Consider the following 25143-nt stretch of genomic DNA (forward strand, 5'->3'; position numbering starts at 1 on the left):
CGGACCTCCCCCAAAATAGTTTGCGATCAATTGAATGGGATAGCGGCTAGCACAATCTGTAATCGGGAGAATGATCGGATGAACACCGACGAACCGGGCGGACGAATTCACTCAACCGACCCCTTCGCCGTGCCGGACTCGGCGAAGTCCCCGGTGCGGCGCCTGCGGGGCAGGTTCGCCGCGCCGGTGACGCTCTGGACCACCCCCGGCCCGAGCGGGCTCACCGTCTCGTCGACGGTGGTGGCCGACGGCGATCCCGGCCGGATCCTCGGGCTGATCGACGAGGAGAGCGACTTCTGGGACGCCGCCTCGATCGCCGGGCGCTTCGCCGTGGTGCCGCTGACGCCGGCCGACCGGCAGCTCGCCGATCGGTTCGCCGGGCTGATGCCGTCGCCGGGCGGTCTCTTCGCGACCGGCGAGTGGGAGTCTTCCCCCTACGGCCCGGTGCCGGCCGGCGCGGCCACCTGGGCCGGTTGCCGGCTGGAGAGCAACCGGGAGTGCGGCTGGGCGCTGCTGGTGGAGGGCGTGATCGAATCGATGGCCTTCACCGGTGACGCGGCACCCCTGGTCCACTACCGCGGGAGATACACCGAGCTCACCGCTTAGCGCAGTCAGACGGCCACTGGGCGCACATCGAGACCATCACCCCGTGACCTGGCCCACACCTTCGTACGGTGCCGGAAAGTCCGCACCGACGAAGGTGGTGAATCCCCGTGCCGGCCTCCGCCGAGAGATACCTCGAAGTCCAGCGCTCCGAGGAGTTCGCTCAACTGCGCCACAGACTGCGCCGCTTCATCTTCCCGACGACCATCGCGTTCATCGTCTGGTACGCGCTCTACGTGCTGCTCTCCGCGTACGCGCGGGACTTCATGAGCATCAAGGTGATCGGCAACATCAACGTCGCCCTGATCTTCGGCGTCCTGCAGTTCATCTCGACGTTCGCGATCGCCTGGGTCTACGCCCGGTACGCGGCGAAGGAGCTCGACCCGCGCGCCGACGCCATCTACCAGGAGCTGGAAAGCACCCCCTCGGCCACTTCGTCCGCTTCGTCCGCTGATGGGGGTGCCAACTGATGGGCAGCCTCTTCGCCGCCGAGGCGACCACCAGCGGTTCGCGGTCGCTCACCATCACGCTCTTCCTGGTCTTCGTCGCGATCACGCTCGGCATCACCGTCTGGGCGAGCCGGCAGACCAAGACCGCCACCGACTTCTACGCGGGCGGCCGGCAGTTCTCCGGCTTCCAGAACGGCATGGCGATCGGCGGCGACTACATGTCGGCCGCGTCGTTCCTCGGCATCGCCGGCCTGATCGCCCTCTACGGGTACGACGGCTTCCTCTACTCGATCGGCTTCCTGGTCGCCTGGCTCGTCGCGCTGCTGCTGGTCGCCGAGTTCCTGCGCAACTCGGGCCGCTACACGATGGCCGACGTGCTGGCGTTCCGGATGCGCCAGCGGCCGGTTCGCACCGCGGCCAGCGTCTCCACCATCGTCGTGTCGATCTTCTATCTGATCGCCCAGATGGTCGGCGCCGGCGCGCTGGTCTCGCTGCTGCTCGGCCTCAAGCCGGGCACCGAGTTCCTCGGCATGGACGCGGACACCGCGAAGGTCGCCACGATCATCCTGGTCGGCGCCCTGATGATCATCTACGTGACGGTCGGTGGCATGAAGGGCACCACCTACGTGCAGATCGTCAAGGCGTTCATGCTGATGGGCGGCGCCTTCATCATGGTGCTGCTGGTCCTGGCCCACTACAAGTTCAACCTGTCGGCGCTGCTCGGCGACGCCGCCACACGATCCGGCAAGGGCTCGGCCTTCCTGGAACCGGGCCTGCGCTACGGCGTGGAGACGGCCGGGGACGCGGCCAAGACGTTCTACAGCAAGATGGACCTGCTCTCGCTGGGTCTCGCGCTGGTGCTCGGCACGGCCGGCCTGCCGCACATCCTGACCCGCTTCTACACGGTCCCGACCAGCCGGATCGCCCGCAAGAGCGTGCTCTGGGCGATCGGCATCATCGGCACCTTCTACCTCTTCACCCTGGCCCTCGGCTTCGGCGCGGCGGCCCTGGTGGGCGGGGACAACATCACCGCGCAGGACAAGGCCGGCAACACCGCCGCGCCGCAGCTCGCCCAGCAGCTCGGCATCGACTACCTGGGCGGTGACACCGGCGGCTCGATCATGCTGGCGGTGATCGCGGCGGTCGCCTTCGCCACGATCCTGGCCGTGGTCGCCGGACTCACGCTCGCGTCGTCGTCGAGCCTCGCGCACGACTTCTACGCCAACGTGATCAAGCGCGGCAACGCCTCCGAGCGGGACGAGGTCCGGGTCGCCCGCATCTCGGCCCTCCTCATCGGCGCGGTCTCGATCGCCCTGTCGATCTTCGCGCAGAGCCTGAACGTGGCGTTCCTCGTGGCGCTCGCGTTCGCGGTGGCGGCGTCGGCGAACCTGCCGGCGATCCTCTACAGCCTCTTCTGGCGCCGGTTCAACACGGCGGGGGCGCTCTGGTCCATCTACGGCGGCCTCGGCTCCGCGGTGATCCTGGTGTTCTTCTCGCCGGTCGTCTCCGGCTCGCCGACGGCGATGTTCCCGGATCAGGACTGGCACTGGTTCCCGCTGTCGAACCCGGGCATCATCTCGATCCCGCTCGGATTCTTCTTCGGCTGGCTCGGGACGGTCATCTCCAAGGAGACTGACGCGGAGAAGTACGCCGAGCTCGAGGTCCGGTCGCTGACCGGGCACGGGGCACACTGACCCTTCACCCCCACACGGCCCGGCGCGTCGCCACGCCGGGCCGTGTGCTGTTTTTCACAACTTCGGGTACACCCGTCGTGGTCTTCGGAAAATCTCCCACGTTCGTGCCGAAGCGAGCCGTGGGTCCGGAACCTTCGCCTTCACTCCGTAATCTGGAGACCATGTCAGCCACCTCCTCCCCCAGCGGCTACCCCTCCGGACGGGCGTCCGTGCCCGCCTATGGGGGAGGCGCCCGCGACTACTACGACGACTACGCCCAGGCGCCGTCGGATGCGCCGCCGCGCGGCCGTGGCCCCGGCGGGCCCGGCCGGCCGGGTGGGCCCGGTGGCCCCGGCGCGCCGTACAAGGGACGCCGTCCGCGCCCGCGCTGGAAGCGGATCGCGCTCGTCGTCGGCATCGTGCTCGTCGTCCTCGCGATCATCGCGGGCGTCTCGGCGTACGGGTACTTCAACGGCCTCGACAACAACCTCAAGCGCACCGACGCGTTCAGCGAGATCACCGCGGACCGGCCGGCCAAGACGGTCGAGGGCGCGTTCAACATCCTGCTGGTCGGCAGCGACTCGCGGGACCCGGACGCGAAGCAGGACGAGAAGAACGCCTGGCGCGCCGACACGCTGATGATCATGCACGTGCCGGCCGACCACAAGACGGCCCAGCTCGTCTCGATCCCGCGTGACCTCTGGGTGCAGATCCCGAGCGGCAACAACGACCCCTGCACCTCGGGCAGCCGGGCCAAGATCAACGCGGCCTTCGCGTTCGGCGGCATCCCGCGCGCCGTGCGGACCGTCGAGTGCATGACCGACGTGCGCATCGACCACGTCATGGCGATCGACTTCGGCGGCTTCAAGGAGGTCACCGACGCGCTCGGCGGCGTCGACCTGAAGGTGGACCAGAGCATCACGTCGATCCACAAGCCGTACCGGAAGTTCACCAAGGGCATGATGCACATGGACGGCGCCCAGGCGCTCGACTGGGTGCGCCAGCGCAAGCAGTTCGCCCGCGGCGACTTCGCCCGCATGCAGCACCAGCAGGAGTTCCTGAAGGCGATCATGGACAAGGCCGCGAGCGGCGGCACCCTGACCAGCCCGACGAAGCTCGACGCCTTCCTCGACTCCGTCTCGGCGGCGGTCACCGTCGACGAGACGTTCTCGCTCAAGGACATGGCGCTGCAGTTCCGGCACCTGCGCGGCGACAACCTGACGTTCATGACGAGCCCGAACAAGGGCAGCGACACCATCGCCGGCCAGTCCGTGGTGGTCGCCGACCGGGAGAAGGCGCTCTCGCTCTACAAGGCGATGGCCGAAGACAAGATGTCCGAATGGATGGCGGCGAATCCGACAAAGAAGTCTTAGTCCGGCCGCGAATTCATATTGAAACTTGCTAGATCTTTAGTTGGCCGCGAAGTGTCCGTAAGGTTATGCAGCCCCTGGCCCCGTTCTCTTGGAGAGCCGCATGACCGTCACGGCCGACCAGCCATCGGATCTTGACGCTCTCCTCGACCCGGAGAAGCCGGGCCCACGCGAGATCAAGTCTCGCAAGGCGAAGAAGGAACGCTCGCCGCTGTGGGCCCGGCTCACTCTTTCCGCGGGCATCGTGCTGCTCGTCGCGAGCGCGGGCGGCCTGGCCGGCGGCAAGGTGCTGCTCGACAAGACCACCGAGAACATCGCGCTGGAGAACCTGACCGGCGACGCGAAGAAGACGGCCGAGGAGGGTGGCGGCGCCGACCTCGAAGGCCCGATCGACATGCTGCTGATGGGCGTCGACGCCCGCGAGCGCTGGGCCGCCGACGAGCTGCGGTCCGACACGATCATCATCCTGCACATCCCGGCCAGCCACGACCAGGCATACCTGATCTCCATCCCGCGGGACACCGAGGTCGAGGCGCCGGCGTTCGAGCCGAGCAAGTACGCCGGCGGCACGGTCAAGGCCACCGAGGCGTTCTACTGGGGCGCGCAGAACGGAGCGGGCTGGACCGGCGGCGCCCAGCTGCTCTCCAAGACCCTCAAGAACATGACCGGGATCAGCTTCGACGGCGCGGGCATCATCAACTTCGGCGGCTTCAAGAAGGTGATCGACGAGCTCGGCGGCGTGAAGATGTGCGTCGACCAGCAGGTCACCTCGAAGCACATGAAGCTCATCGACGGCAAGCCGATGTGGCTGGCCGACGCCCGCAAGTCGGGCAAGCCGATGAAGGACGTCGTGCACAAGGTCGGCTGCAAGGACATGGAGGGCTGGGAGGCCCTCGACTACGCCCGCCAGCGCTACGGCCTCAAGAACGGCGACTACGACCGCCAGCGCCACCAGCAGCAGCTGATCAAGGCGATGGCGAAGAAGGCCGCGGGCAGCGGGACGCTGAGCAACCCGGTGAAGGTCGGCTCGGTCATCCAGGCCGCAGGCGAGGCGCTCGTCCTGGACATCGGCGACATCGAGCTCACCGACTTCGTGCTCGGGCTCTCCGGGGTGGCCGCGAACGACCTGGTCCTGCTGCGCACGAACAACGGCACCTTCTCCGGCAACGGGGCCGGCCGCGAGGTCCTGAACGAGAAGAGCAAGGAGATGTTCCAGGCGGTCAAGGACGACAACCTGGCGCAGTTCGTGCTCGACAACCCGGACGTCGTCGCCACCGAGAAGTGAACCCGTACGCTGGTCCCGTGTTCGGACCACACGTACCCACCGTGACCCCCGCCGAGGTCGAGCCCGGGGCATACCTGCTCGACGTCCGCGAGCCCGACGAGTGGACGGCTGGGCACGCGCCCGGCGCCAACCACCTGCCCATGATGGAGGTGCCGGCCCGGATGGCCGAGGTGCCGACCGACGGCGACGTCGTGGTGATCTGCCGGGCCGGCGGCCGCTCCGGCCAGGTCGTCTCCTACCTGATGCAGCAGGGCTGGGACAACCTGCGCAACCTCGAGGGCGGCATGCAGGCCTGGGCCGCGGCGGGCCGCGACATCGTCAGCGAGAACGGACAGCCCGCCCGCGTGATCTGACAATCTGACGCCATGTCCGCCGACGTCTACCGACCGCTCGTCTTCGCCCATCGCGGCGGGGCCGACGCGCTGCCCGAGCACACGCTCGGCGCCTACCTCCGCGCCCTGGACGAGGGCGCGGACGGCCTGGAGTGCGACGTCCGGCTCACCCGGGACGGCCACCTCGTCTGCTTCCACGACGGGCGGCTCGAGCGCACCAGCAACGGGCGGGGACGGGTCAGCGCCAAGACCCTCGCCGACCTGGACGCGCTGAACTTCGGCTCCTGGCATCCCGGATACCCGGCCGACGAGGAACTGCCCGACCTGTCCCGGCTGCTCACCCTGGAACGGCTGCTGGAGACCCTGCTCTCCTGCGGCCGCCAGGTGCGCCTGCTGATCGAGACGAAACACCCGTCGAGGTACGGCGCCGAGGTCGAGCGCCGGCTCGTCCGGATGCTGCGGCACTACGGGCTCGCCGACCCCAAGCCGGACGATCCCGTACAGATCACGGTCATGTCCTTCGCGGCGCTGGCGCTGCGCCGTATCCGGGCCCAGGCGCCCGGCCTGCCGCGGGTCTACCTCATGGAGTTCGTGCCGCCCGGCGTCGGCCGCGGGAGGCTGCCGTTCGGCGCCCGCACAGCCGGGCCCGGCGTCGACCTGATCCGGGCCAAGCCGGCCCTGCTGCCGGCCGTCAAGGCGGCCGGCCACCGGACGTACGTGTGGACCGTGAACGAGCCGGCCGACCTGGAACTCGTCCTCGCACACCGGGTGGACGGCGTGATCACCGACCGTCCCCGCTGGGTGCTGGACCAGCTCGGTCCGGTGTGACCTGCGACACTCATCGCCCGTCCGGGCCAGGATCGGCTCAGGTTCATCTGCCCAAAACCCGGCGGGCGAGGCAGACTTCCAGGCATGCCGGACCGTCCCGACTACGTGACACTGACCCGGGGTCAGATCGCGGCGCTCGACCGTGTCAACGCGGGCGAGCCGGGCCTCTCCGTGCTGGCGCAGTTCGTCCGGCTCGCCCAGGACTCCCTCGGCGCGCTCGGCGCCGGCTTCGCCGAATACTCCTCGGGCCACGCCCGGATCATCTCGGCCACCGGCGTCTGCGAGCCCGCCCTCGGCCGCCGCGTCGCGAACACCGGCGACCTCAGCTCGGTCAACAACGCGTTCGCCGGCCGGATCGAGGGCGGTGAGCTGCGGCAGATGCTCGGCGCCCGCTGCGAGATGAACGGCGTCGTCGTCGGGTCGCTGCACGTCTACTTCGGCGCCGGCCCGGACCCCGGCCCCGAGCACCACGCCGTCATGGAGCTGATCGCCGGTCACCTCGGCCGGCTCTACGGCCGCCAGGCCGGCCTCCCGGTCCACCCGGAACCCGCCCCCGACCAGGCCCGCCGCCAGGAGGACCGCGACCTCTGGGTGGCCGTCACCAGCCACGAGCTGCGCACGCCGGTCACCGTCATCAAGGGCTACGCCGACACCCTCACCAACCATTGGGACACGCTCGGCGAGCCGGGCCGCCGGGAGGCCGTCCGGGTGATCGGCACCCGCGCCGGCGAACTGGCCCGGCTGCTCGACCGCCTCCTCTCCGCCACCACCGACGACGGGTCCGCAGGCACCTCGCCGTCCGGGCCCTTCGATCTGGCCGAGGCTCTGCGGGAGGCGGCCGGCGAGCTTCCGGGGGCGTTGCGCCAGCGGGTCCGCTTCGGCGAGCTGCCACCAGGCCTGCCCAAGGCGTACGGGAACCGCGACTCGGTCGTCACCATCCTCACCGAGCTCGCCACCAACGCGGAACGCAACTCGGAACCGGGCACGCCGATCGAGGTCTGCGCCGGCACCGACGACGACACCCTCCGGTTCCGCGTCTCCGACCGGGGCATCGGCATCGCGCCCGAGCACGTCGAGCAGGCCTTCGAGCGGTACTGGCGGGCCGGCGAGAACGGCCGGCAGGCCGGCGCCGGGCTCGGTCTCTACCTGGTCCGCCGGCTCGTGGAGCGGCAGAACGGCTGGGTCTCGCTGCGTCCCCGGGACGGCGGCGGCACGGTCGCCGAGGTCCGCCTGCCGCGCGCCTGACCGCCTCTTTGGTGGCCCACGTCACCGGTAGCCGTGAGTGACCGCCTACGCTGGTCCCTCGTGAGTAAGCGTCGGAAGTCCCGCGAAACCGCACCGAAGACCAAGCTGCGCGACATCTTCGTCGCCCGCCCCTTCGAGGGCCTGGCGGACGAGACCGAGTGGGTCGCGCTGCGTGAGCTGGTCCCGGCCGCGTCCGCGCCGCTGACCCTCAAGCCTTCGGTCGTCGAGGAGTACGGGGACCGCCCGGTCACCCTCTCCACCGTGCTGCCGATGGCCTGGCCCGCGATGACCCGCCAGGACGGCCGCGTCTTCATCGGCCTGCAGCGGCACGTCCAGTCCGGTGACGTCTCCCGCGACCTGGCCGTGGCGATCCTCAGCGCGCTGCAGACCAAGCCCGGCGACACGGTGGCCGTGCCGGCCCTGCCCGGCGAGGGCCCGCGCCTCCAGGACCTGCTGGTCGACGGCCCGCTCGAGATCACCATGCACGACGGCTTCGAATACTGGCTGGACGCCGAGCAGATCCAGGACGCCAACGTGCGGGCGTCCCTCGAACGGGCGAACGCCTCCATCTACCCGACCGTGCGCCTGGCCGCCGCGAAGGCCGCGTACTGGTGCCGGGTCGCACCCGACAAGAGCCACATCCGCTGGGTGCTGCCGGAAGTCGAGGACCGGGCGCTGGACGCGCTGGCCCGGCTCTCCGCCGCCGGCGAACTGCTGCTCGGCGAGGACACCAAGTTCGCCGGCATGTTCCGCGCGCACGGCCTGCTCGTCCCGGTCTGGGACGTGCCCGGCGAGCCGGAGGGCGCCGACTTCGAGGCGCCGCTCGCCGACTTCGCGAAGCGGTACGCCGACACCCTCGCGGTCGACGAGCCCCTCGACGCGGCCGCTCGCCGCGCCAAGCAGGGCCTGATCGGCCGGCAGCTGACCCTTCGCTGAGCTTGCTGGCTCCGCTTCGCTTCGCGGCAAAACGCCTTGTAACCGGTGAGGAGTCGCGTGATTTGCCGCCACCCGCAAACCCCGCGGGCGTCGGCAAATCCCACGCCTCCTCACCGGCGGCGTTTTGCGGGTTGCGCCGCGCTACTCGCGGGATGGACGCGTAGCGGCCAGGGAACCCACCCAGCGTGTTGAGTAAGGGCGCGGATCGAACCCCAACCCAACACGCGGCCAGGGCGCGGGACCTCAGACGAGTGGATCCCGGGTTATCGGGCAGCTCATGCAGCGCGGACCGCCGCGGCCGCTGCCCAGCTCGGAGCCGCTGATCCGGATCACCTCGATGCCGGCGCGCTCGAGCTGCTCGTTGGTCTCGACGTTGCGTTCGTAGGCGACGCAGAGGCGCGGGGCCAGGGCGAGGGTGTTGTTGCCGTCGTCCCACTGCTCGCGCTCGGCGGTGACCGGGTCGAGGCCGGTGTCGATGATGCGCAGGTGGTCGATGCCCATCGCCTCGGCGGCCGCCTCCAGGAACGGGCGGGGCGCGCTGACCCGGACCTCGTCGTCGCCCAGCCCCGCCGTGATCGTCCAGGCCACGAGTGAGGTGGCGATATTCGGATATATCACCATGGCGTCGATATCTACCATCGTGCACACCGTGTCGAGATGCATCGTGGCCCGCTCCTGCGCGATCGGAACCGCCAGGACCGTGTGTGCCAGACCGGCGTCGAGGACGCGGCGGGCCAGACGTTCGGCGCCCGCCGGGGTGGTGCGCTCGCCCACGCCGATCGCCAGCACCCCGGGCGCCAGCACCAGCACGTCGCCGCCCTCGACGTGCTCCAGCGACGGGTCGTAGAGCAGCGGCGCCCCGGCGAAGCGCGGGTGGTAGCGGTAGATCGCGTGGGTGATCGTCGTCTCCCGGCGGCGGGCCGGCATGGCGAGGCTCGTGACCGCGACGCGATCGCCGACCCAGACCGAGGAATCCCTGGTGAAGAGCAGGTTGGGCAGGGGGTCGATGACGAAGTCGTGCCTGTCCATCATCTCGTAGACCAGGCCGCCGGCACCCGGTTTGATCTCCTCGTGCGCCAGGCCGGCCATCAGGACGCCGGCCAGGCGGTCCGGTTCCTGGTCTCTGAGGTACGAGGAGACGACCGCCCGCAGCGAGTCGCCCAGTCGCGGGTCGGCGAGCACCCCGGCGGTGAGTTCGTCGCGGGCCTCGGCCACGGCGAGGACCTCGGTGAGCAGCGATCCGAGATAGAGCACCTCCACGCCGCGGGACCGGAGGGCCTCCGCGAAGGAGTCGTGCTCCTCCTGGGCGCGTCCCACCCACGGGATGGCGTCGAAGAGAAGGGAATCGTTGTTCCGGGGCGTCAAACGGGCCAGTTCGGGTCCCGGGCGGTGCAGCAGGACCGTGCGCAGTGCGCTGACTTCACTGTCGACGTACACATGGCGAACTTAGCCCGTACCGAGTGCGATCATGCCGTGACGTTCTGACTAGATCTTGGGACGGCCATGCATCGCGCGGGCGACGGCGATAACTTGTCAGAGTGCGACGAGACTGCGGCACTCAGGCGTACACATGCACCATCCGAAAGAAGATGTTGTCCGTGAATGCGGCATTCATCCATAGTCCTTCACCTTTCTTGTCCCACTCCAGACCTGTTCCGTAGGCACACGAGCACGTACGGTAGTTGGAAAAGAGAGCCCGACAGACCTTTTGCCGGAGGTCGCAGTGACTGTCTTCCCCGCCCGCCCCGCTCTGCCCGTCCCGACCCGTTCTCTCGAGCCCGCCGACCAGGGTCATCGAGGCACCTCCGCGCTGGAGGGCCCCCGCCTGACCCCCGTCGAGTGGGCCCGGCGTCGTCGCGCTGATCGCGACGCCCGCCGGCTCGAGGCCGCCGGGGCGCGCGCACTCACCCGACTCGACCGCCTCGGGCCGAACTGGCACATCGTGGACTGGCCGCGCACCGACGTGATGCAGGCCTACCACGAGCCGGACCCGGCCGACGAGCGCGCCGGATTCCTCGCGATCGGCCCCGGCGGGGTCTACGCGGTGACCGTGGCCGACCACGGCCGGTCCCGCGTGCTGATCGCCGGAGACGTCGTCCAGATCAACGGCAAGCGCCCGCAATACATCGCCGAGGCCCGCCGGGACGCCCGCCGCGCCGCCAAGGCGCTGTCCGCGGCCGTCGGCCTCAACGTTCCGGTCACCGCCGTGCTGGCCTTCGTCGGCAACGGTGTGATCAGCGTCCACGGCCTGCCCAAGGACTGTCTCGTGGCAACCGACAAGGAGCTCGACCGCCTGCTGATCGCGGGTGGCGCGAAGATCTCTCCGTCTACCGCGAACAAACTCTCAGCCGTCGCTCACCACCCGGGCACCTGGGCGAACGCGCCCTATCGGCCGGCCGGTGACTACCGTTGGTACGGGAACGGACAGACGGCCGCTGACAAGCGCCCCACCCGCCGGTAACGTTCCTTGCTGACGCCGTCGACAGCCGGCGCGCCCGATCCGGGTGGGCCGGCCGTCGCCGCGATTGATGCGAGGAGGAGCGGGTGGCGCATGTTGAGCTCTCCCTCTCGGGAGCGTTCGTCCCCCAGGCTCGGACACCGGCCGAGGCCGAGTTCGTCACCAGTGTCGAGCGTTGGACCTCGACGGTGGCAGGCGCCGAGGAGCCGTGTCTCGTCGTCGACAACAACGGCCTGATCCTTGCCGTCTCGCCGTCCGGCAGCGAGCTGCTGGGCCTCGGCAAACCGGCCGAGGCGATCGGCCGCCGCCTCGGTGAGGCGCTGCAGCTGATCGACTTCACGGCGAGCGCCGGGCAGCTCGACGAGCCGGAGGCCGACAAGATCCCGCCGCTGCTCGCCGTGCGCAGCGAGAGCCTCGCGCGCGGGCTCCTGCGGGTGGCCGGCGAGCCCCCGCTGACGGTGGACGCGATCGCCACGCCGCTGCGGTCGGGCGACCGGGTGGCCGGTTCGCTGACTTTCCTGTCCCCGGTGCGGTACTGACCTGTCCCCGGAAGACCATCGGCGTCCGCTTTGTCCCCGAAGATGTGGCGTTCACCGCAGCTGAGGGGCATTGGTCGTTACACGCTCGCAACGTAGTCTGCGTTCATGCTCGATCTAGACCTGTTACCGGGTGAGTACGCGGTGTGCCGGCTGCCGGCCGGCTCGACCCTGCCCGCCACGCTCACGACGGGTCCGGACGACAAGAGCGTCATCTCGGTGACCTGGGGCGTCGACGAGCTGTCGATCATCTGCCCGCAGGACCGGGTGCCGGACGGCGCGGTGGCCGACACGGCCTGGCGATGCCTGCGGGTGACCGGCCTCGACCTGAACCTGACCATGACGGGCGTGCTCGCCTCGCTGGTCGGGCCGCTCGCCGACGCCCGGGTCAACATCGTGACGTTCTCGACGTACGACACGGACTACCTGCTGGTGCCGTCGGTGCGCCTCACCGAGGCCGTGAACACCCTGACTTCCGTCGGTCACCGTATCGCCGGATGACGTCCGGGCTCCTACGATGAGCCGGTGTCCCCCCGCACACGTCGTCGCCTGCCGGCAGTGGGCCTCCTGCTCCTGCTGAGCGGCTGCGGCGCGCCTCCTCCGAGCGCGCCCGCCCGGACCGCCGAGCCGGCGGCCAGCCTGCCGAGCCTGGCGCCGCTGCCCTCGCTGCCGCCGGTCACATTCGCGCCGCTGGAGCCGACGGCGACGACCACCACTACGGTGCCGCTGCCTACTTATACAACGACTTATCCGACATATACCTATCCGACGAGAACCACCACGACCGCTGCCACCACGACCGCGCCGACCACTGCCGGGCCGCTCACCAAGTCGCCCACGCCCACGCCGTCGCACGCCGCGAAGTGCACCGGCGACCCGACGAAGACGCAGATCCTCGCGCTGATCAAGAACGACCCGGGCGTGCCGGACGCGAAGCTCGAGGTGGTGGAGGGGCCGTTCTGCTCGGGCACCTGGTCGTTCACCACCGTCGGGCTGGCCGGGGAGAGCGACGACGAGGACGAGCCTCTGCAGGTCGTGGCGACGGGCAAGGGTACGACCCTGGCGATCGTCGGACTCGGCGCGGACGTGTGCAGCACCCGGGTGCAGGACGAGGCGCCGGCCGGGATCCGAGTGCTGGCCTGCGGCTTCTGAACAACGCCGGGACATAGACTGAGCGGATGCCCGGTACGCCGCCCATGCGATTCGCCTACCTCGGCCCGGAGGGCACCTTCACCGAGGCCGCCCTCCGCACGATTCCGGCCGCCGAGCGCGGGGTTCGCACGCCCGCTCGCAGCGTCCCGGAGGCCCTCGAAGCGGTCCGCTCCGGGGAGGCCGACGCCGCCCTGGTCCCGCTGGAGAACTCGGTCGGCGGCGCCGTCCCGGTCACCCTCGACGAGCTGATCACCGGCAGCCCGCTGATGATCACGCGGGAGGTGCTGCTGCCTGTCGAGTTCGTGCTGGCGGCGCGCTCGCTCACGCCGCTCGCCGAGCTGCGGACCATCGCGGCGCACCCGCAGGCCTCGGCCCAGTGCCGGCACTGGCTCCAGGCGAACGTGCCGGACGCGGTCGTCGTCGACGTGCTCTCCAACGCTGCCGCGGCGATCAGCGCGGCGGCCGGTGACTACGACGCGGCCCTCTGCGCCCCGATCGGCATCCCCCGCAACAACCTCACCGTCCTCGCCGAGAAGGTGGCCGACCGGGCCGAGGCGGTGACCCGGTTCGCGCTGCTCACCCGCCCCGGCGCGCCGGCCGCCCCGACCGGCGACGACGTGACCTCGCTGGCCGTGTCGATCCGGCACGACCAGGTGGGTGCGCTGCTCGCGGTCCTCACCGAGCTGGCCGTGCGCGGCATCAACCTGTCCCGCATCGAGTCCCGGCCGACCGGGGAGCAGCTGGGGACGTACGTCTTCTTCCTGGACTGCACCGGGCACGTGGCCGAGGCCCGGCTCGGCGAGGCGCTGCAGGGCCTGCGCCGGATCTGCGCCGAGGTGCGGTTCCTCGGCAGCTACCCGAAACACCGGCTGCAGCCGGAGCCGCCGGTCGCGCCGCCGCCCGGCCTCACGGACGGCGACTTCGCGGACTCGGCGGCCTGGCTCACCAAGCTGCGAAACCCCTAGCCCCGTCCCCCGCCGCCACTCCCGCCATTAGCGCCACTCCCGCCGCTCCCGCCGCTCCCGCAGCGACGCCACTCGCCGCAATGACCGCCACTTCCGCGATCTTGTGACTTTCTGCGGCAACGGGCCTGCGCCATTCCACAAGATCGCGGCCGGAGAGGGCCGGGAGGACGGAGAGGGCGAGCGGGCCGAGGGAGCGGAGAGGGCGGAGAGGGCGGAGGGCGGAGAGGGCTGCTGCTAGTCGTCGAAGAGGTTTTCGAGGATGCTGCCGCCGCTGGATTTGGAGGAACCGTTCCCGGCGCCGGCCAGGCCGCCCGGCGGCTCCTCGGACGGCTGCACGATGACGAAGCCCTGGCCGCTGAAGCTCATCGTGAAGCGCTCGCCGGTGCTGCGGCCCAGCAGGTTGCCGAAGCTGAACTGCTCGGCCCGGTGGAAACCGGTCTGCAGGCCGGCCGACCAGGCGATCGCGGCCTGCGGGTCGACGTAGGTGGGCGCGTCGACGTTGAGCACCACCGGCGTGCCGTGCGTCATCACGGCGATCCGGCCGGCGCCGCTGAAGACGCAGTTGAACAGGCCCGCGTTGGACATCATCCCGGCGCCGCTGACGACCTTGATGTCGTACTTCAGCGTCGAGTCGAAGGCCAGCACGTTGGCGCCGTTGATGGAGAGCGCGTCGCCGTGCTCCAGGTCGATGAGGTGGATGTCGGAGGCGCGGTCGGCGAGGAAGACGTCGCCCTGGCCGCGCACCCGCATGAGCGGCACGCCCTCGCCGGTGAGTTTCTGCTTGAGGAACTTGCCGAGGCCGCCCGAGCCGAGCGCCTCGAACTGGACCTGACCCTGATAGGCCACCATCGAGCCGGTCCGGGCCAGGAACTCGCCGTTCAGCTCGGCCTTGAGCAGCTTGGAGTTCTGCAGCCGGAGGCCGGGCTGAGACGATTCCTTCTCGAGGTTTTCCGCTGAGAAAAGTTCGCTGCGCATGATCTCAGCGTAGGAAGCCGGTTCAATCAGCCCCAGCCGAGATCGTGGAGGCGCTGGTCGTCGATGCCGAAATGGTGGGCGATCTCGTGCACCACGGTGATCGCGACCTCCTCCACCACGTCCTCCTCGCTGTCGCAGACCTTCAGCGTCGGGATGCGGTAAATCGTGATCCGGTCGGGCAGCGCGCCGGCGTAGTCCCAGCCCCGGTCGGTGAGCGCGGTCCCCTCGTAGAGCCCGAGAAGATCCTCGGTGCCGTCCGGCGGGGCGTCCTCGACCAGGAAGACGACGTTGTTCATGAGGGACAGCAACTCGTTGGGGACCTCGTCGAGGGCGTCCCCGACGAGCTCTTCGAACCTTTCACGACTCATGTTCACCGGCACGGTGGCAATTGTGCCCGCAATCACGCGTCCGACCGAAAACCGGCGCGGCCTCCGATGTGGGAGACCGCGCCGGAATCAGAACATCAGGCGAGCTTCGCGACCAGCGTGATCGGAGCGCCCGGCGACAGCAGCCGCGAGATCGGGCAGTTCTCCTTGGCGCCCTCGGCGATCTTCTGGAACGTCGCGTCGTCGATGCCCGGGACGTCGCCGACGGTCTCGAGCTCGATGCCGGTGACGCCGAAGCCGCCGTCGACCTTGTCCATCCGGACCTTGGCGACCGTCTCGACCGAGGTCGGCGTGAAGCCGGCGTCGGCGAGCCCCTTGGAGAACGCCATCGAGAAGCAGCCGGAGTGCGCCGCCGCGATGAGCTCCTCGGGGTTGGTCCCCTCGCCCTCCTCGAAACGGGACTTGAAGGAGTAGTTCCCCTGCAGTCCACCCTTACCGGTTTTGACAGTGCCGGAACCCTCGGTGAGGTTCCCTTCCCAGCGAGCCGAAGCAGTACGAATTGGCATGACCGAAACGCTAGCCCAATTAGCGGCCGCTGGCCCGTACTCGACGCAAGGGGCCATTATGGAGCACATGTCCGTCGACTCCGAAGCCGTGATCGAGTTCGGTGCGCCCGAGAGGCCGGAGCGGGAGGATAGGCCCTCCCGGTTCGCGCCCCTGCGCGACCTCGGCTCCGACCACCGGCTTCCGGTGCTGGTCGCGGGCATCGGCGCGGCCGCCGCGTTCGCGTCGCTGATCTCCGAGTGGCAGACGACGACGGTGCAGGGCATCGCGTTCTCCGACGGCGAGGTCGCCGAGGCCGAGATGTTCCGGGCCAACGTGATCGACCTGGGCGGGGCCGGCGCGGCGTACCTCGGTGGGCTCTTCCTCGTGGTGACCGCCGTGGTGCTGGCTCTCTTCGGTCCCACGCCCGCCCGGCGGTACGCCCGGCTCGCCGGCTTCAGCCTGGGCGGCGTGCAACTCGCCCTGATGCTGGCCGTGGTGCAGATGCTCGGCGAGAACTCGCTGCTCATCTCCCGGTTCCTCAGCGCGCAGATCGGTGAGCGGGAGCCCGAGGTGGCATACGGCCGGGGCATCTGGTGTGCGCTGGCCGGGGCGGTGGCGGCGCTGATCGCGCTGTGGCTGGCCGAGCGGCAGGAGGGCGAGCCGCGCGAGCGCCGGGTCAAGCCGCGGCCGGCCGAGGAGCCGGAGAACACCCCGGACGCCCCGCTGGAGCTGAGCATCGCCCCGGCCGCGCCGTTCGCCCACCTTCAGGGAGACCAGTTCCCCGGAAGCCAACTCCCCGGAAGCCAATTCCCCGGAAGCCAATTCCCTGGGGATCACGACCGACCCCATCGAGCGTGACGCCGGGGGATATCCGGGTGATGATCGGACTCACCTCCCGGTAGGCTCGACAACCGTGATTGACCTGCGTCTGCTCCGGGATGACCCCGAACTGATCCGCGCCAGCCAGCGAGTGCGCGGCGAGTCCACCGACCTGGTGGACGCGCTGCTGCGCGCCGACGAGGAGCGCCGGGCCGCGACCCAGCGGTTCGAGTCCGTCCGGGCCGAGCAGAAGTCCATCGGCAAAGAGGTCGCCAAGGCCAAGGGCGACGAGCGGGCCGCGCTGCTCGCCCGTACGAAAGATCTGGCTCTTGCAGTGAAAGCGGCCGAGGCCGCGGCGGGCGAGGCCGAGCAGCAACTGCGTCGCGCGCACCTGGCCGTGCCGAACGTGGTCGAGCAGGGCGCGCCGGCCGGTGGCGAGGACGACTTCGTGGTGCTGCGCGAGGTCGGGACGCTCCCGGACATCGCCGATCCGAAGGACCACCTGGAGATCGGTGAGGCGCTGCGCGCCATCGACACCGAGCGCGGCGCGAAGGTGTCGGGCTCGCGGTTCTACTTCCTGACCGGCGTCGGCGCGCTGCTCCAGCTCGGCATGCTGCAGCTCGCCATCCAGCAGGCGGTGCAGAACGGGTTCACCCCGTCGATCACGCCGACCCTGGTCCGGCCGGAGTCGATGGAGGGAACCGGCTACCTCGGCGCGCACGCGAGTGAGGTCTACCGTCTCGAGGCGGACGACCTCTACCTGGTCGGCACGTCGGAGGTGGCGCTCGCGGCCTACCACTCGAACGAGATCATCGACCTGAGCAACGGGCCGGCGCGATACGCGGGATGGTCGTCCTGCTACCGGCGGGAGGCCGGCTCGCACGGCAAGGACGTGCGTGGCATCCTGCGGGTCCACCAGTTCGACAAGGTGGAGATGTTCTCGTTCTGCAAGCCGGAGGACGCGAAGGCCGAGCACCAGCGCCTGCTCGCCATGGAGGAGGAGATGCTCGCCAAGGTCGAGATCCCCTACCGGGTGATCGACGTGGCGGCCGGCGACCTCGGTACCAGCGCCGCGCGGAAATACGACTGCGAAGCCTGGGTGCCGTCGCAGAGCCGCTACCGCGAGGTCACCTCGACGTCGAACACGACCACGTTCCAGGCCCGCCGGCTCAACATCCGGTACCGCGACGAGGACGGTAAGCCGCAGACCGCGGCGACACTGAACGGGACGCTCGCCACCACCCGGTGGCTCATCCCGATCCTGGAGAACCACCAGCAGCCGGACGGCTCGGTCCGGGTGCCGAAGGCGCTCCAGCCGTTCATCGGCAAGGAAGTCCTCTCGCCGGAAAAGTGATCGCAACCGTCCGGCTACCAGTTGTCATGGTCGCTGGTAGCCGGACGGGTGTAACGTTCTCCTTCCGCCCTCCGCGGGGGTTCGCCAACCCTCGGAGGCTCTCAGATGCTCAAGCCCGGTCTCCCCAAGCTGATCGCCACGGACCTCGACGGCACCCTCGTCCGCAGTGACGACACGGTCTCGGCATACACCCACGAGGTCCTCGACCGGGTCCGCGCCGCGGGCATCCGGATCGTGGCGGCGACCGGCCGCGGGCCGCGCCTCACCTCCCTCGTGCGCAACGACATCCGGGTCGCCGACTACCTCGTCCTGGCGCAGGGCGGCTGGGTCCTCGACCAGGCCGAGTCCCGCTATCTGCGGCAGGCCCGGCTCCCCGGCGAGCAGCTCGGCCGGGCGCTCGCCGCGCTGGAAGCGGCGATCGGCAGCCCGCTCTCGGTGATGTTCGAGGCGCTCGAGCACGACGAGTCCCCGCTCTGGGGCGACTACGACCCGACCTGGCGATACCCGGTCACCGTCGAAGCGCGGACCCGGGCCGAGTGCCTCACCGGTGAAGTGATCAAGGCGTTCGCCCGGTCGTTCGACCACCACGTCGACGAGCTGCTCGCGGTCGCCCGGCGGGTCGTGCCGGCCGACCTCGCGACCGTGACCCAGGCCGGACTCGACTATGTGGAGATCTGCCCGGCCGGCGTCGACAAGGGCACCGGCCTCGCCGTGGTCGCCGAGGCGGTCGGCGTCGATCCGGCCGACGTGCTGGTCTTCGGTGACATGCCCAACGACCTGCCGATGTTCGCCTGGGCCGGGTGGGGCCGGGTGGCCGTCGCGAACGCGCACCCGGAGCTGCTCGACCGGGCCGACGCGGTGACCCTCGCCAACGACGAGGACGGGGTGGCGGTCTTCCTGGACCGGCTATTGTCGAGGTGATGAGCTTCAGCCTGGTCGCCACCGACATCGACGGCACTCTGATCAACAGCGAGCGGGTTCTCACCCGGCGCACCCTCGACGTCCTGGCCCAGGTTCCGGTCCCGGTGATCCTGGTGACCGGCCGCCCGATGCGCTGGCTCGACCAGCTCCAGGACCAGTTGCCGCACCCGCTGCCCGCGGTCTGCGCGAACGGCGCGGTGATCTACGACCCGGACACCGATCAGATCCTGCGCGCCGAGTCGATGCCGGCCGAGGTCCTGCTGGACGTGACGAAGCGCCTGCGCGACGCGGTGCCCGACGTGGTGCTGGCGGTCGAGGTCGAGGACGGTCGCTCGTTCCTGCACGAGCAGGCCTGGCCGCGGCTCTGGGAGGGCGACCACCGGATCCGGGTGATCAGCACGCCCGAGGAGCTCACCTCGGCGCCGGCCGTGAAACTGCTGGCCCGCTCGGCGACGGCCGACCCGGACGACTTCCTCGAGCTGGTCAGCCGGACCCTGGGCGACCGTGCCGTGGCCACCCGCTCGTCGTCGTCGGCGCTCGTCGAGATCTCCGCGGCCGGCGTGACGAAGGCGGCCGGCCTGGCCTGGCTCTGCGAGCGCGAGGGCGTCACGGCCGAGCAGGTGGTGGCGTTCGGCGACATGCCCAACGACATCCCGATGCTCTCCTGGGCGGGGCGCGCCGTCGCGATGGGAAACGCCCACCCCGCCGTCAAGGAGATCGCCGACGACGTCTGCGCGTCGAACGACGACGACGGGGTGGCGCGCTACCTGCGTGAGGCTTTCGACCTTTAAGAGCCACACCCTCGGGTACGAGTGACAGCGGTGTCTCCGGCCGGACGACCACGTGTTCCGCTCCAGTACAGGCGTAGCCACAGGGCGACCCGCAAAACGCCGCCGGTGAGGAGGCACCTGGTTTGCCGACGCCCGCGGGGTTTGCGGGCGGCGGGAAACCAGCTGCCTCCTCACCGGGTCAAAAGGCGTTTTGCCCAGCGGAGCGAAGCGAAGCCGGACTTACAGATATTGGCCGGTCCTGCCCTGGACCTCGCCGTTCGCGGGAGCCTGGCGCCCGGGGATGAGGCCCGCGCCGCCCATCGGCAGCGCGGGGCGCCCGGCTCCGCCGCCACGCATCTGCTCCAGCTGGAGCCGCGCGGCCATCTGCTGAGCCACCAGCGCGGCCTGGATCCCGTGGAAGAGACCCTCGAGCCAGCCGACCAGCTGGGCCTGGGCGATGCGCAGCTCGGCCTCGCTCGGCGGGGTCTCACCCTCGAACGGCAGCGAGAGACGTTCCAGCTCCTCGCGCAGCTCGGGAGCGAGACCGTCCTCCAGCTCCTTGATCGACCGCTGGTGGATCTCCCGCAGCCGGCCGCGGCTCGCCTCGTCGAGAGGAGCCGCCCGGACCTCCTCGAGCAACTGCTTGATCATGCTGCCGATCCGCATGACCTTCGCGGGCTGCTCGATGAGGTTGCCCGGTTCCTCCGGGGTGAGCGAGCCGTCCTCGGAGAACGTGCCGATCGGCCGGCCGTCCGGGCCCACGACGATGACGGAACCGTCGTCGGCGTGCTCAGTGGTGCGGGTGTCGTCGGTCATGGGTTCTATCTTTGCGCACCGCTTCTCGTGCTGCTCACGCCCGCAGCTCGGCCACCGCGCACTTGACACTTCCGCCGCCGCGCTTGAGCTCGGAGAGGTCCACGTGGACCGGCTGATATCCGGCGGCGCGCACCTTGTGCCCCATCCCGACCGCCTCGGTGTTGAGGATCACGTGCCGGCCGTCGCTCACCAGGTTCAGCCCGAACGCCTCGGCGTCCTCCCGGTCGGCCAGCAGCGCGTCCGGGAAGAGCTGGGCGAGCACCCGCTGCGAGGCCGGCGAGAACGCGCCCGGGTAGTAGGTGACGTGCCGGTCGTCGAGGGCCGCCAGCGCGGTGTCCAGGTGGTAGAAGGCCGGGTCGACCAGCTTCAGCGAGATCACCGGACGGCCGAGCACCTCCTGCGCCTCGGCGTGCGCGGCCGGGTCGGTACGGAAGCCGTACCCCGCCAGCACGATGCCACCGTAGGCGCCGGGGAGGTAGGCGAAGTCGCCCTCGCCCTCGTTGACCTGCTCCGGGGCGTGATAGCGCCACGGACTCCCGTAGAACGCCCGGTGAGCCGCCGCCTCGTCGGCGCGCTGCGGGTATTTGAACCGGGCGCCGTAGACGGTGCCGTCCACCGAGAAGGCGCCGTTCGCCGAGTAGACCATGTCGGGCAGGCCGGGCCGGGCGTCGAGCACGTGCACCAGGTGGCCCAGATCGACGAGCGTGTTGCGCAGCGCGTCCCACTGCTTCAGGGCCAGACCGGCGTCGACCGCGACCTCGGTGTCCATCCACGGGTTGATCGCGTACTCGACCGTGAAATGCTCCGGGGGACACATGAGGTATGTCCTGTTTCGCGGCAATCGCTCACTGTGGCTCATGAATCTAAAGAGTAGGTAGGCTGCGGTGCAGCAAACAGGTGGAAATCTTGCTCCTCGGAGGCGAATCGTTGCAGATGGACGCCGTTGACCAGCGAATCATTGCGTTGCTGGTGGCCGATGCCCGATCTTCGTACGCCGAGATCGGCGCGAAGGTGTCCCTTTCCGCCCCCGCCGTGAAACGACGGGTCGACAGGCTGCGCGCCAGCGGCGTGATCAAGGGCTTCACCACGGTCATCGAGCCGGCCGCCGTGGGGTGGACCACCGAGGCGTTCGTCGAGCTCTTCTGTACGGGACGGACGACCCCGGCCCAGATCACCGTGGCGACCCGGCGGCATCCCGAGGTGGTCGCGGCCTACACGGTGTCCGGCCAGGCGGACGCGCTCGTGCATCTGAGGGCCGCCGACATCGGGCATCTGGAGCAGGCGCTGGAGAAGCTGCGAGCCGAGCCGTTCGTGACTTCCACACGAAGCATGGTGGTGTTGTCGCGGCTCGTGGAGACCCCCACGACGGTGGGCCCCGCCTAACGCTCCCGCGTCGCTAGCACCGCCCGCGCCGCACCGCCCACGAGCCGCCCCGCGCAACCCCGGCGCCACTCGCAGCCCCCACGCCACCCACGGCGCCCGCGCCCGCGCAGCCTCGCGCCATCCCTGGCGCCGCGCAGCCCGCGCGCGCCGTCGCCATGCCGCGCCATCTTCGTACCGCGCCGCCCTCGCAGCGTCCGCGCGCCACCCTCGCCGCCCGCCCGCGCGCCACCCTCGCCGCCCGCCCGCCCGCGCGCGTGCCGTGCCGCCCCGCGCGCGCCCGTGCCACGCCACCCGCGCCCTCTCCGCCGCGATCTTGTGACTTTGCGCAGGACCGGTGCCGCGGAAAGTCACAAGATCGCGGAAACAGAGGGCGCGAAGCAGGAAGGGCGCGAAGCAGCAAGGGCACGGAGCAGCAAGGGCGCGGAGCAGCAAGGGCGCGGAGCAGGAAGGACGCGAAGCAGAGAGGGCGCGAAGCAGAGAGGCTCGGAGGAGACCCGTCAGAGGTACATGCCGGGCCGGTGCTCACCGCTGTCGGTCTTCGGCGGCACCGGCTTGTCGCCCTCGCCGAAGAAGCGCTTGCCGCCGAACTCCCCGTGCAACCGGTCGTCCAGTTCATCAGCGAGGCCGGTCATCACCTGGACCGCCAGCATCAGGTGGATCGCCTGGAAGTTGCGGCCGAACACCGGGATGGACGCCCACACCGTGTCCTGCGCGCAGTACAGCCGCCCGATCGGCATCCGGTTGGTCAGCTCGGAGAGCTTCACATACAGCTGCTCGGTCGGCTCGACCTCGGTGAGGATCGGCGAGAAGACATCGACGAGGGGCGGGTTGTCCCGGACCCGGACGAAGACCATGGCCGAGCCGGCCCGGATCCCGATGTCGCCGTCCGCGTCGACCTGGAGCTGGTCGACGGTGGTCTTCGACATGGTGGCGACGACGGTGCGGACCCGCTCGTCGAGCGGCACCACGTCGGCGTCGGCGCTCGCGAGCGCGGCTTCCAGCGCGTCGTCGCCCTCGAGCTTGTCGAGGTCGACGGTTCCGGTCGCCGAGGGCTCGTGCCGGGCGGTCCCGAGCAGGGCCGTCTCGATCGGCTCGTCCTCCTCGTCGTGGACCAGGTAGACGAGGAAGGCGGGGTGCGGCGCGCCGTAGATGTCCCGCAGGGTGCGCGTGACGAGGGTGGCGATCTCCCGCGACTTGGCCTGTTCGCCGCGGAGGCCGAACGAGTCGCCCGAGTCGGGCAGCACGCCGGGCGGGGACCAGCCGAGCGCGACCATGTCGGCGACGGTGGCCCGATCCATCCGGTATTCCGCCGGGAGTTCGGCGTTGCCGACCGCGAGGGCTTCGATGACGCCGTCCTCGGAGACCCGCATGCTCACCGAGTAGACAGCGGTCCCGGTGCCGGAGGCGGTGGGGTCGAGGGTGATGTCGACGTGCGCACCCGGGGGGAGGGTGGGCAGCAGCGTTGCCAGCGCGCCGGCGAACTCCCGCCACGCCTCGGTGACCTTCGCTCGTAGGTCAGCCGTGGTGGGCTCGTCGAGCAGGATGCCTTCGTCCGGCATGATCGCACCTCCGTTCCCGTCACCCTATCGAGCGCCGACGGCTCGTGGATGCCCTGTCCGCCGGTCAGGATTGATCTTGCCGGTTGCCCCAGTTCAGCGCCAGGGCGCTGATCTTCGCGGCGGCTTCGGCCGGGTCGGCGCCACGGCCGACGGCAAGACCCATGAGGTACGCCGTGACGGGCGCGCCGGGACGCAGGACGTTGTGCGCGACATCCCGGGCCACGTCGAGCAGCTCGGTCGCCGGCACCTCTTCGGGGCGTACGCCGAGCTCGGCGCCGGCGGCGGCGAGCCAGGCGTCCATCTCTTCCCTCATCGGGCCCATTCCTCGGCGGTGCGCAGGTCGTCGTCGGTGTCGCAGTCGAACCAGGGCGGCGGGCCCGGCCGGCGCCAGGAGACCTCGGCGACCCGTACCTTCTCCAGCAGCGACCGCACCGGCGCGCCGTTCAGATCGCCGCGCTCCTCGGCGAGCCGGACCAGCGCGGCACGCAGCGCCTTCGTCCGCCACACCCCGCAGAGCACCTGCAGGTGGCCTTCGGCGTCGCGGTAGACCGCGCCCTCCATCGGCGCCGACTCCATGGTCAGCCGCAGCACGTCGATCGCCTCGCCGGTCAGGAACGGCAGGTCGGCGGCGAGCAGCGCGGTGAACGCCACGGTGTCGGGCACCAGCGCGAGACCGGCCGCGGCGGCCGCGACCGGGCCACCGCCGGGCGGCTCCTCCCGGGTCACGTGCACGGAGACCGGCAGGTCGGCCGGCACCCGGCCGACCACGACCCGGGGATCGGCGTCGTGCACAGCGGCCAGGACGCGGGTCAGCATCGACTGGCCGGCAACCGGCAAAGTCGGCTTGTCCGCGCCACCCATCCGCCGCGCCGCACCACCGGCCAGGACCACCGCCGCAAATCCCCCCACGTGAGTACCGTATCCCGACCGCGTGCCGGACGTGACCGCGCGCTCAGTTCGAGCCCGTAGGGTTCTCTTATGGGGAGGAACGTGACGCGCCGCTCGGTGGTGAGTGTCGACCTGGGGACGACGCCTGTCACCCGGCGCAAACAGGACGAGCTCGCCGCCGAGGAGCCGCTCGAGATCAGGGTGCGGAAGCAGCCGCTCGCTGTGACGATGCGCACTCCCGGGCACGACATCGACCTCGCCATGGGCTTCCTCCTCAGCGAGGGCGTGATCGGCAAGGCCGACGACGTGGTGACCGCCCAGCTCTGCGCCGGCACCGACACGCCGAACACCTACAACGTGGTCGACGTGGTGCTCGATCCGCACGTGCCGCCGCCGGTCACCGATCCGAGCCGGAACTTCTACACGACCAGCTCGTGCGGGGTCTGCGGCAAGGCCAGCATCGACGCGGTCCGGACCCGGTCGCGCTTCGACGTGGCGGGCGATCCGCTGGAGATCCCGGCGACGGTCCTCGCCGGGCTGCCGGAGAAGCTGCGAAAGGCGCAGCGGACGTTCGACCGGACCGGCGGGCTGCACGCCGCGGGCCTGTTCACGGCCGCCGGCGACCTGCTGGTGCTGCGCGAGGACGTGGGACGGCACAACGCGGTCGACAAGGTGATCGGATGGGCGGTGCGGGAGGGCCGGCTGCCGCTGGCCGGGCACGTGCTGATGGTCTCCGGCCGGGCCAGCTTCGAGCTGACCCAGAAGGCGTGGATGGCCGGCGTGCCGCTGCTCGCCGCGGTCTCGGCGCCCAGCACGCTCGCCGCCGAGCTGGCCGACGAGGCCGGGATGACGCTGATCGGCTTCCTCCGCGAGCCGCGGATGAACATCTACGCGGGCGCGCAGCGCGTCACTTTCTGACCATGTGAGGTTCCCCCGGCCGTAAAGCCAGCCCGG

The 25143-nt window shown here is 70.4% G+C and carries 29 protein-coding genes; 20 read left to right on the forward strand and 9 right to left on the reverse strand.

Annotation, left to right across the window (positions count from 1 at the left end; all coding sequences use genetic code 11):
• Nucleotides 1–78 precede the first annotated feature (78 nt).
• The 9 genes from AB0G10_RS24355 (at nt 79) to AB0G10_RS24395 (ending at nt 8721) form a co-directional block, all read left to right on the forward strand.
• Nucleotides 79–606 (forward strand): flavin reductase family protein, encoded by a 528-nt coding sequence (locus tag AB0G10_RS24355; protein ID WP_360925841.1) that lies wholly within the window; start codon nt 79–81, stop codon nt 604–606.
• A 107-nt stretch (nt 607–713) separates the two neighbouring features.
• Complete coding sequence (locus tag AB0G10_RS24360; protein WP_360925844.1) at nt 714–1073, forward strand: DUF485 domain-containing protein; 360 nt, start codon at nt 714–716, stop codon at nt 1071–1073.
• Complete coding sequence (locus tag AB0G10_RS24365; RefSeq protein WP_360925847.1) at nt 1073–2746, forward strand: cation acetate symporter; 1674 nt, start codon at nt 1073–1075, stop codon at nt 2744–2746. Before AB0G10_RS24360 ends, AB0G10_RS24365 begins: the two co-directional genes overlap by 1 nt.
• 161 nt (nt 2747–2907) lie before the next feature.
• Nucleotides 2908–4098: an LCP family protein gene (locus AB0G10_RS24370; RefSeq protein ID WP_360925850.1), complete on the forward strand. Its 1191-nt coding sequence runs from the start codon at nt 2908–2910 to the stop codon at nt 4096–4098.
• A 100-nt stretch (nt 4099–4198) separates the two neighbouring features.
• Nucleotides 4199–5380, forward strand: coding sequence for an LCP family protein (locus AB0G10_RS24375; protein ID WP_360925853.1), 1182 nt, complete (start codon nt 4199–4201; stop codon nt 5378–5380).
• Nucleotides 5381–5397: 17 nt separating this feature from the next.
• The gene (locus AB0G10_RS24380) at nt 5398–5733 is read left to right on the forward strand and encodes a rhodanese-like domain-containing protein (RefSeq protein ID WP_360925856.1); all 336 of its coding nucleotides are present in this window, start codon (nt 5398–5400) and stop codon (nt 5731–5733) included.
• 12 nt (nt 5734–5745) lie between these two features.
• Nucleotides 5746–6540, forward strand: a complete 795-nt coding sequence (locus AB0G10_RS24385) for a glycerophosphodiester phosphodiesterase family protein (RefSeq protein ID WP_360925859.1) — start codon at nt 5746–5748, stop codon at nt 6538–6540.
• 84 nt (nt 6541–6624) lie between these two features.
• Nucleotides 6625–7785: a HAMP domain-containing sensor histidine kinase gene (locus AB0G10_RS24390; RefSeq protein ID WP_360925862.1), complete on the forward strand. Its 1161-nt coding sequence runs from the start codon at nt 6625–6627 to the stop codon at nt 7783–7785.
• 60 nt (nt 7786–7845) lie between these two features.
• Nucleotides 7846–8721, forward strand: a complete 876-nt coding sequence (locus tag AB0G10_RS24395) for a DUF5926 family protein (RefSeq protein ID WP_360925865.1) — start codon at nt 7846–7848, stop codon at nt 8719–8721.
• Nucleotides 8722–8964: 243 nt separating this feature from the next.
• Here the strand turns inward: AB0G10_RS24395 and AB0G10_RS24400 are convergent, their stop codons facing one another.
• Nucleotides 8965–10158, reverse strand: coding sequence for an arginine deiminase (locus AB0G10_RS24400; protein ID WP_360925868.1), 1194 nt, complete (start codon nt 10156–10158; stop codon nt 8965–8967).
• A gap of 286 nt (nt 10159–10444) precedes the next feature.
• On the opposite strand from AB0G10_RS24400, the gene AB0G10_RS24405 reads away from it, so the two are divergent.
• The 5 genes from AB0G10_RS24405 to pheA all read left to right on the forward strand — a co-directional run bounded on the left by AB0G10_RS24405 (nt 10445) and on the right by pheA (nt 13832).
• Entirely contained in the window at nt 10445–11182 is a 738-nt protein-coding gene (locus AB0G10_RS24405) for a hypothetical protein (RefSeq protein ID WP_360925871.1), read from the forward strand.
• 83 nt (nt 11183–11265) lie between these two features.
• Nucleotides 11266–11718, forward strand: coding sequence for a hypothetical protein (locus AB0G10_RS24410; RefSeq protein ID WP_360925874.1), 453 nt, complete (start codon nt 11266–11268; stop codon nt 11716–11718).
• A 105-nt stretch (nt 11719–11823) separates the two neighbouring features.
• Entirely contained in the window at nt 11824–12216 is a 393-nt protein-coding gene (locus AB0G10_RS24415; protein ID WP_014448147.1) for an ACT domain-containing protein, read from the forward strand.
• A gap of 24 nt (nt 12217–12240) precedes the next feature.
• Nucleotides 12241–12867 (forward strand): hypothetical protein, encoded by a 627-nt coding sequence (locus AB0G10_RS24420; RefSeq protein WP_360925877.1) that lies wholly within the window; start codon nt 12241–12243, stop codon nt 12865–12867.
• A gap of 26 nt (nt 12868–12893) precedes the next feature.
• Nucleotides 12894–13832, forward strand: coding sequence for a prephenate dehydratase (gene pheA / locus AB0G10_RS24425; protein ID WP_360925880.1), 939 nt, complete (start codon nt 12894–12896; stop codon nt 13830–13832).
• Nucleotides 13833–14066: 234 nt separating this feature from the next.
• On the opposite strand, the gene AB0G10_RS24430 is transcribed toward pheA, so the two are convergent.
• From AB0G10_RS24430 to AB0G10_RS24440, 3 genes are all read right to left on the reverse strand, one after another.
• Nucleotides 14067–14807: an AIM24 family protein gene (locus AB0G10_RS24430; protein WP_360925882.1), complete on the reverse strand. Its 741-nt coding sequence runs from the start codon at nt 14805–14807 to the stop codon at nt 14067–14069.
• Between the two features lie 26 nt (nt 14808–14833).
• Complete coding sequence (locus tag AB0G10_RS24435) at nt 14834–15181, reverse strand: metallopeptidase family protein (RefSeq protein WP_360926456.1); 348 nt, start codon at nt 15179–15181, stop codon at nt 14834–14836.
• An 89-nt stretch (nt 15182–15270) separates the two neighbouring features.
• Complete coding sequence (locus AB0G10_RS24440) at nt 15271–15699, reverse strand: OsmC family protein (RefSeq protein WP_360925885.1); 429 nt, start codon at nt 15697–15699, stop codon at nt 15271–15273.
• Nucleotides 15700–15766: 67 nt separating this feature from the next.
• Between AB0G10_RS24440 and AB0G10_RS24445 the strand changes: the two genes are divergently transcribed.
• The 4 genes from AB0G10_RS24445 (at nt 15767) to AB0G10_RS24460 (ending at nt 19564) form a co-directional block, all read left to right on the forward strand.
• Nucleotides 15767–16537, forward strand: coding sequence for a hypothetical protein (locus tag AB0G10_RS24445; protein ID WP_360925888.1), 771 nt, complete (start codon nt 15767–15769; stop codon nt 16535–16537).
• A 55-nt stretch (nt 16538–16592) separates the two neighbouring features.
• Nucleotides 16593–17852, forward strand: a complete 1260-nt coding sequence (gene serS / locus AB0G10_RS24450; RefSeq protein ID WP_360925891.1) for a serine--tRNA ligase — start codon at nt 16593–16595, stop codon at nt 17850–17852.
• Between the two features lie 105 nt (nt 17853–17957).
• Entirely contained in the window at nt 17958–18773 is an 816-nt protein-coding gene (locus AB0G10_RS24455) for an HAD family hydrolase (protein WP_360925894.1), read from the forward strand.
• Nucleotides 18770–19564 (forward strand): HAD family hydrolase, encoded by a 795-nt coding sequence (locus tag AB0G10_RS24460; RefSeq protein ID WP_360925897.1) that lies wholly within the window; start codon nt 18770–18772, stop codon nt 19562–19564. Before AB0G10_RS24455 ends, AB0G10_RS24460 begins: the two co-directional genes overlap by 4 nt.
• 219 nt (nt 19565–19783) lie before the next feature.
• Here the strand turns inward: AB0G10_RS24460 and AB0G10_RS24465 are convergent, their stop codons facing one another.
• Both AB0G10_RS24465 and ddaH read right to left on the reverse strand, forming a co-directional pair.
• Complete coding sequence (locus AB0G10_RS24465) at nt 19784–20359, reverse strand: bacterial proteasome activator family protein (RefSeq protein ID WP_360925900.1); 576 nt, start codon at nt 20357–20359, stop codon at nt 19784–19786.
• A gap of 34 nt (nt 20360–20393) precedes the next feature.
• Nucleotides 20394–21218 carry a dimethylargininase gene (gene ddaH, locus AB0G10_RS24470; protein ID WP_360925903.1) on the reverse strand — a complete coding sequence of 275 codons (825 nt, stop codon included), beginning with the start codon at nt 21216–21218 and terminating at the stop codon, nt 20394–20396.
• Between the two features lie 68 nt (nt 21219–21286).
• On the opposite strand from ddaH, the gene AB0G10_RS24475 reads away from it, so the two are divergent.
• Nucleotides 21287–21742 carry an Lrp/AsnC family transcriptional regulator gene (locus tag AB0G10_RS24475; RefSeq protein WP_127554179.1) on the forward strand — a complete coding sequence of 152 codons (456 nt, stop codon included), beginning with the start codon at nt 21287–21289 and terminating at the stop codon, nt 21740–21742.
• Nucleotides 21743–22239: 497 nt separating this feature from the next.
• Here AB0G10_RS24475 and AB0G10_RS24480 read toward each other — a convergent pair whose 3' ends face one another.
• The 3 genes from AB0G10_RS24480 to AB0G10_RS24490 all read right to left on the reverse strand — a co-directional run bounded on the left by AB0G10_RS24480 (nt 22240) and on the right by AB0G10_RS24490 (nt 24210).
• On the reverse strand, nt 22240–23301 hold the full coding sequence (locus AB0G10_RS24480; RefSeq protein WP_360925906.1) for a hypothetical protein: 1062 nt from the start codon (nt 23299–23301) through the stop codon (nt 22240–22242).
• Between the two features lie 64 nt (nt 23302–23365).
• On the reverse strand, nt 23366–23623 hold the full coding sequence (locus tag AB0G10_RS24485; protein WP_360925909.1) for a DUF6457 domain-containing protein: 258 nt from the start codon (nt 23621–23623) through the stop codon (nt 23366–23368).
• A complete protein-coding gene (locus AB0G10_RS24490) occupies nt 23611–24210 on the reverse strand; it encodes an NTP transferase domain-containing protein (RefSeq protein ID WP_360925912.1) in 600 nt (199 codons plus the stop codon). Before AB0G10_RS24490 ends, AB0G10_RS24485 begins: the two co-directional genes overlap by 13 nt.
• A gap of 69 nt (nt 24211–24279) precedes the next feature.
• Between AB0G10_RS24490 and fdhD the strand changes: the two genes are divergently transcribed.
• Nucleotides 24280–25107: a formate dehydrogenase accessory sulfurtransferase FdhD gene (fdhD, locus tag AB0G10_RS24495; RefSeq protein ID WP_360925915.1), complete on the forward strand. Its 828-nt coding sequence runs from the start codon at nt 24280–24282 to the stop codon at nt 25105–25107.
• Nucleotides 25108–25143: the final 36 nt, after the last annotated feature.

The organism is Actinoplanes sp. NPDC023714, from assembly GCF_040639855.1.
GTDB lineage: Bacteria > Actinomycetota > Actinomycetes > Mycobacteriales > Micromonosporaceae > Actinoplanes.

Coding starts and splice junctions, on each gene's coding strand:
- AB0G10_RS24355 (WP_360925841.1), top strand. CDS start 79: ATGAACACCGACGAACCGGGCGGACGAATTCACTCAACCGACCCCTTC.
- AB0G10_RS24365 (WP_360925847.1), top strand. CDS start 1,073: ATGGGCAGCCTCTTCGCCGCCGAGGCGACCACCAGCGGTTCGCGGTCG.
- AB0G10_RS24370 (WP_360925850.1), top strand. CDS start 2,908: ATGTCAGCCACCTCCTCCCCCAGCGGCTACCCCTCCGGACGGGCGTCC.
- AB0G10_RS24375 (WP_360925853.1), top strand. CDS start 4,199: ATGACCGTCACGGCCGACCAGCCATCGGATCTTGACGCTCTCCTCGAC.
- AB0G10_RS24385 (WP_360925859.1), top strand. CDS start 5,746: ATGTCCGCCGACGTCTACCGACCGCTCGTCTTCGCCCATCGCGGCGGG.
- AB0G10_RS24390 (WP_360925862.1), top strand. CDS start 6,625: ATGCCGGACCGTCCCGACTACGTGACACTGACCCGGGGTCAGATCGCG.
- AB0G10_RS24415 (WP_014448147.1), top strand. CDS start 11,824: ATGCTCGATCTAGACCTGTTACCGGGTGAGTACGCGGTGTGCCGGCTG.
- pheA (WP_360925880.1), top strand. CDS start 12,894: ATGCCCGGTACGCCGCCCATGCGATTCGCCTACCTCGGCCCGGAGGGC.
- AB0G10_RS24430 (WP_360925882.1), bottom strand. CDS start 14,807: ATGCGCAGCGAACTTTTCTCAGCGGAAAACCTCGAGAAGGAATCGTCT.
- AB0G10_RS24440 (WP_360925885.1), bottom strand. CDS start 15,699: ATGCCAATTCGTACTGCTTCGGCTCGCTGGGAAGGGAACCTCACCGAG.
- AB0G10_RS24445 (WP_360925888.1), top strand. CDS start 15,767: ATGTCCGTCGACTCCGAAGCCGTGATCGAGTTCGGTGCGCCCGAGAGG.
- AB0G10_RS24455 (WP_360925894.1), top strand. CDS start 17,958: ATGCTCAAGCCCGGTCTCCCCAAGCTGATCGCCACGGACCTCGACGGC.
- AB0G10_RS24465 (WP_360925900.1), bottom strand. CDS start 20,359: ATGACCGACGACACCCGCACCACTGAGCACGCCGACGACGGTTCCGTC.
- ddaH (WP_360925903.1), bottom strand. CDS start 21,218: ATGAGCCACAGTGAGCGATTGCCGCGAAACAGGACATACCTCATGTGT.
- AB0G10_RS24480 (WP_360925906.1), bottom strand. CDS start 23,301: ATGCCGGACGAAGGCATCCTGCTCGACGAGCCCACCACGGCTGACCTA.
- AB0G10_RS24485 (WP_360925909.1), bottom strand. CDS start 23,623: ATGGGCCCGATGAGGGAAGAGATGGACGCCTGGCTCGCCGCCGCCGGC.
- fdhD (WP_360925915.1), top strand. CDS start 24,280: ATGGGGAGGAACGTGACGCGCCGCTCGGTGGTGAGTGTCGACCTGGGG.